Origin of the sequence: Streptomyces sp. NPDC051133, assembly GCF_040682635.1 — a bacterium.
Classification (GTDB): Bacteria; Actinomycetota; Actinomycetes; order Streptomycetales; family Streptomycetaceae; genus Streptomyces.
In genome coordinates this window covers 1-1,674 of the sequence record NZ_JBFBBK010000216.1, presented here as the reverse complement: position 1 = coordinate 1,674, position 1,674 = coordinate 1, and the positions used below count along the sequence as shown (strand labels likewise).

The following is a 1,674-nucleotide window of genomic DNA, read 5'->3' as shown; positions in this document are numbered from 1 at the left end:
GGACGACGGCGTCATCCCCGGGTACGGCGCGGTGGCGCGCAAGCGGTAACCCGCCGTCGTACGAGTACGACGCCGTTGGCGTCGACGCGTTCTTCGGTCCCTATCTGCGGGCAACGGCCGCGCATCCCGAACTGGTTCCGGGGACCGGAGTCCGGCGGCGCGGCACATGGAAGCTGTACGGCGGTGTGGCCCTGGAGTGTTCCCTGTACGCACAGCTGCCGTTCACGATCATCGGCATCGGCCCGTCGAAGCGCATCGTCTTCCCGATCGTCTCCCGCGAGTGGCCCATCGCCGAAGGCAGGATCCCGGCTCGCCCCTGAGGTCGCATCAGTCACATCGAAGGAACTGGGGTCCCAGGGTGGTTCGCGGGGCACCCCCGCCGCCTTCTGGGCCCGTAAGTCATGCGCGCTCCGGGGCGGCGCATGGGGGAGAACTGGGATCGTCACGACCGTTTGGCCCCAGTGAGAAGGTGTATGCCCGGCGGCTCCCACTGATCGTTTGCGCATCAGTCGTAATCGAGTGCTGTTGAACAGTCTCGCATCGCCTCGGCCGGGGGCGCTCGTTGAGCTGGCGGGCGACTTGCACGAGGCCACTGAGCTTGTGCGGTTCCCCTGCGGCCGGTCGCTGTACGAACCGCGCCCTGGCGAGCCTGACTCATCGGGCCCGGGTGTGAGCTGCCACTCCTGTTGCTCCGGCGACACTGCCGGAAGCTCGCCCACAGCTCAGCGCGGGAGCCAAAGCGGGACGTGTCATCGCCCGCTCACCCGTCCACGAGTAGGCCGACGTCCTGCTGCACGTCGTCTTTTGTTGCGAAGTCCATAAGCGGCTGCGGAACCACCCTGTTCGTCACGCCCTCTGAATGGGCGACTACCAGGGGACGTGACAGATCGGGGATCTCATGCACACCTTCTCCCGCAGGAGAACACTCGGCCTCGGCCTCGGCGCCGGCGCCGCGGCCGCCGTCGGGCTTTCGGGCTGTGGCAGCCTCACGTCGTCGGACGACCCAGAGCACAGCGGCGGTTCCGGCTCGGGCGGGGGATCGAGCGGCAAGAGTACGGCGAAGCCCCTGCGCTTCATCGGCGACGGCTCGACGTCGTTCACCGGCACTCAGCCCTTCCAGCCCGCCAAACCGGTGCCGCTGGAACGTGGCGAGACCCCGCCGCAGTTCGTCATCTTCTCCTGGGACGGGGCTGGCGAGGTCGGTAACGGCCTGTTCCCGCGCTTCCTGGACCTCGCCAAACAGTACGGCGCGCACATGACCTTCTTCCTCTCCGGGCTCTACCTGCTACCGGAGGACAAGAAGCGCATGTATCTCCCGCCGAACAACCCGCGGGGCGCCTCCGACATCGGCTTCCTGAACAACGACCACATCAAAGCCACGCTCACCAACGTGCGCCGCGCCTGGCTCGAGGGCCACGAAATCGGCACCCACTTCAACGGTCATTTCTGCGGCGGCTACGGCACGGTCGCGAACTGGACGCCCAAGCAGTGGCGCAGCGAGATCGACCAGGCGAAGGCCTTCGTGAAGCAGTGGAAGACGAACACCGGCTGGCATCACCTGGACCCTATGCCGTTCGACTACGACAAGGAGCTCGCCGGCGGCCGCACCCCCTGTCTGCTCGGCCAGGACCAGCTGCTGCCCACCGCCCGTGAGCTCGGTTGGCGCTACGACGC

Annotated in this window: 1 protein-coding gene and 1 pseudogene; both read left to right on the top strand. The window is 67.4% G+C overall.

Going from position 1 to position 1,674, the window contains the following annotated elements; all coding sequences use genetic code 11:
* Positions 1 to 320, top strand: a pseudogene (locus AB0N17_RS46535) (hypothetical protein); the annotation flags it as partial.
* 578 nt (positions 321 to 898) lie between these two features.
* The coding region (locus AB0N17_RS46530; RefSeq protein WP_366017711.1) for a polysaccharide deacetylase family protein at positions 899 to 1,674 on the top strand (776 nt) is incomplete at its 3' end.